Source organism: Alkalibacterium sp. m-11, from assembly GCF_054658155.1.
Window position 1 is genome coordinate 1 of the sequence record NZ_BAAGIR010000171.1, and the last position, 3456, is coordinate 3456.

3 protein-coding genes are annotated in these 3456 nt (G+C 41.6%); 2 read left to right on the forward strand and 1 reads right to left on the reverse strand.

From position 1 onward, the window contains the following. Positions 1 to 91: 91 nt before the first annotated feature. The gene (locus tag ACYQ2O_RS11145; RefSeq protein WP_346024217.1) at positions 92 to 418 is read right to left on the reverse strand and encodes a peptidoglycan recognition protein family protein; all 327 of its coding nucleotides are present in this window, start codon (positions 416 to 418) and stop codon (positions 92 to 94) included. Positions 419 to 886: 468 nt separating this feature from the next. Here ACYQ2O_RS11145 and ACYQ2O_RS11150 point away from each other — a divergent pair, with 468 nt between their 5' ends. Both ACYQ2O_RS11150 and ACYQ2O_RS11155 read left to right on the forward strand, forming a co-directional pair. After that, complete coding sequence (locus ACYQ2O_RS11150; RefSeq protein WP_346024216.1) at positions 887 to 2206, forward strand: IS1380 family transposase; 1320 nt, start codon at positions 887 to 889, stop codon at positions 2204 to 2206. 326 nt (positions 2207 to 2532) lie between these two features. After that, the gene (locus tag ACYQ2O_RS11155; RefSeq protein ID WP_346024215.1) at positions 2533 to 3366 is read left to right on the forward strand and encodes a shikimate dehydrogenase family protein; all 834 of its coding nucleotides are present in this window, start codon (positions 2533 to 2535) and stop codon (positions 3364 to 3366) included. The last annotated feature ends 90 nt before the right edge of the window (positions 3367 to 3456 follow it).

The following is a 3456-nucleotide window of genomic DNA, read 5'->3' on the forward strand; positions in this document are numbered from 1 at the left end:
TTACCGCTTTCCTGCCATGCTATGTTCCCGTGTCAGCTTTCGCCTTTCGGTTGGACAGGTTGACAATAGCGTTATCTTACTATGCGGCACCTTAAACCGCTGTTGACATTGCCCTATCTGGGCGCACAATTTCAAAACCGATGTGGGTATTATTGGCATCTCCTCCTGAATGCCAACCTCGATGGTTCCAAGGCAAGTACTGCCAGACTTCTTTATCGTCTAAGAAGGCATGGACACAGACCTGCCGTTTGATTTCGCCAGCCTTATAGGAGTTATTCCAGCGGCTGAACCAGTCAGCGGCCATCACACCAGGTGTGGCAGTAGAATGGACCATGATGCCTTTAGGCGTGATCTTTCTTCCTGTAGTGTAACAATCGTTTCTGGTCATGAACTTTGATTTTAAATTACTTAGTCCCATTTTTATCTCCTCCATTTATTTTGAGCATGAAAAAAGCACCCTATTAGATAAGGTGCGATTTAGACTACAACTATTTACTCCTCTATTTCTTTGAGAACTTGATCTATTTGTGAGAATACCTTTTCTACTTTTGACCATTCTTGCTTCTGATTCGTGTAAAGTAGAGTGTTGTGTAAATCCTCATAACTTGATTTTATATCATTTGAAAATTTATCCTTCCATACTTCAAAACCATAAGGTCCCTCTGGATTATATTCTTTAGGAATGTCCCTCTTTTCCAGATATACAGAGTCCGTTTGCTTTGTGATTTGTACCTGAACAATTCATACTTTTCGTTGAAACATGTGCCAACTGCCTAACGGCAGCTTAAATTTACTTTTTCATTTTCACCTGTTAAGTGATGAAAAAAGAACCCCATTATGATATGGTAAAGGTGTCTAAACCAACCATAAGAAAGGAGTTCTCTTCATGATTAGCTTACACAAAAACCAGGTAAAATTCAATTCAAACATCATCATTTCGCATACAGGTGGTCGTTTATCGAGTGATTCGGGTTTAGTCTTAGTTAAAGAAGTAATGGATACCTTCAAGTTTTCTGATTTGGCAAAATCACTTCTGGACATTAAAGATAACCGTGCTTACTACACGCATGATAATTTAGCGATATTAGAACAGCTCATTATGCAACTGATTGCTGGTTATTCGGCAGACTCGTCAGCTAATCTGTTACGACAGGATCCAGTCTTTCAAATGGTGTTAGGCAGAAAACAATTAGCCTCACAATCGTCAATTTCACGGTTTCTGGATCGTTTCACCACGGAAAATGTGGGTCAATTACACTCATTAAATCAGTCGCTCATTGATAAAGCGCGTTTGATTCGCAATGACACCGAGTTAATCATTGATCTCGATTCCACTCATTCAGATACCTTTGGCCATCAAGAACAAACAGATTATAATGCTCATTATCAAACCTACGGCTACCACCCATTAGTTGCCTTTGACGGACTGACTGGAGATTTCTTAAAAGCTGAACTGCGTTCAGGTAATCAGTACACATCTAAAGGGGTGAAAGCCTTTATCGACCCATTGTTACACCACTACAATGAATCCATACCGAATACTGACATATTGGTTCGTGGGGACAGCGGCTTCGCAACACCAGAGGTGTATGAGTCTTGTGAAGAAAATGAAAGTCAGTATGTGATCCGATTAAAGAACAATCGGAGGTTAAGTCAATTAGCTGAGCAATCCGTTCTTTACGGAGATAACCAAAAATGGGAAGATCGGGAAGTTCAGTATTTTTCAATGCCTTATCAAGCACAATCATGGTCGAAACCCCGTCGTGTCTGTATTCGATCAATCCGTGAAGCAGGAGAACTCCTCTTTCAACACGCATTCATTGTGACTAATCTATCCGATAATGTCTCACCTGAAGTCATATTCTCTCTTTACGGCAAGCGAGGGACAATGGAGAATTTCATCAAAGAAGCGAAAGGTGGCTTTTATTTCGATAAAACAGACAGTCCACGCTTCTTAGAAAATCATGTCAGAATGATGATTAGTCTGCTTGCATACAACCTCATCAACTGTCTAAAGACTATCGGCTTTGATAAAAAGAACCAAGGGATGACTATTCATTCCATCCGACTAACATTCCTTAAAGTCGCTGGCAAACTTGTGCAAACAGGCAGACGAGCCTATCTAAAATTGTCGAGTTATCATGTGTATCAAACTGAATTCTATAGGGTCTTCGAGCGCCTACGGCGATCCAGTCAATGGATTTAAATCAGTCATCACGTTAATTTTTTGAATCAATCGTCTACAAGGGAGAAGTATGCCTTCAAACAAACAAGAGAATCGTAAGAAGGATCATTTAGTTAAAATCTACTTCGAGAACGCACTATTTTGTAGAAAAATTCCCAATTTTTCCAAGAACGATTAATTTATTCAAGAAACCAGCTTAAATTATAGAGCTATGAATTATTCAGGTTGTTTTTATCATTTTACTCTCATGTTACACTTTACTTGTGCTGATAGAGTCGGCTGAATCTCAATCTGTTTGCCAATTTATGGTAAATATGTGTATACTTTTAAAAAAACGAGGTGCCTACATGAAATTTTACGGCCTGCTGGGCGAAAAACTGACACACAGTTTGTCTCCTCAGCTGCATAAAGAAATATATAAACGAGTGGCCATCAACGCGGCTTATAAAACATTTCCCTGCCCACCTGGTCAGGTCCCCCAGGCGATCGAGAGCCTGAAAGTCCTGTCCATCAGCGGATCAAACGTGACGATCCCCTACAAGGAAACTGTCATGCCTTACCTGGATGAAATCGACCCGACTGCACGAACACTAGGTGTAGTGAATACGATAAGTAATCTGGACGGCTATTTGAAAGGCTATAATACTGATTACGAGGGTTTCGGCCTACTGTTCGAGCGTAGGCAATGGGATTTGAGCGGCAAGTCAGTCACTGTCCTTGGTACAGGCGGATCATCCAAAATGGTCGTCCAGTATCTGAAGGATCACGGGGTCAAGGACATTACCTTAGTCTCCAGAACTATCAAGGAGTCCCACTCTGATTCAATGGTCACATACCGGACCTACGACGACTCGGAGGCTTTCAGCGGAGATTATCTTATCAATACTACACCTGTCGGCATGTATCCCAACACAGGCGTCTCTCCCGTATCGGACGAAACGCCCACACGCTTCGATGCCTTCATTGACCTGATTTATAACCCTCTGGAAACGGCATTTCTGAAACAGGCCCGCTCCATTGGCAAGCCTGCAGTGAATGGTCTCGAGATGCTGATCGGACAAGCCATCAAATCTGTTGAAATCTGGGAGAACCGTTCAATTTCATTGAACCTAATGGATGAACTGATTCAGGACTTTTCCCAGTGGGGAACTGTCAAATTTTTTATGAAAACTAAAAATTAAAGGTGGTGAAGGCCCACTGACTATACCAATCGGAGCCGCATTTGCCCTTGACAAACACTTGAATGGTTTCAGTTAAGGTCACAAGGGTGA

Coding starts and splice junctions, on each gene's coding strand:
- ACYQ2O_RS11155 (WP_346024215.1), top strand. CDS start 2,533: ATGAAATTTTACGGCCTGCTGGGCGAAAAACTGACACACAGTTTGTCT.
- ACYQ2O_RS11150 (WP_346024216.1), top strand. CDS start 887: ATGATTAGCTTACACAAAAACCAGGTAAAATTCAATTCAAACATCATC.
- ACYQ2O_RS11145 (WP_346024217.1), bottom strand. CDS start 418: ATGGGACTAAGTAATTTAAAATCAAAGTTCATGACCAGAAACGATTGT.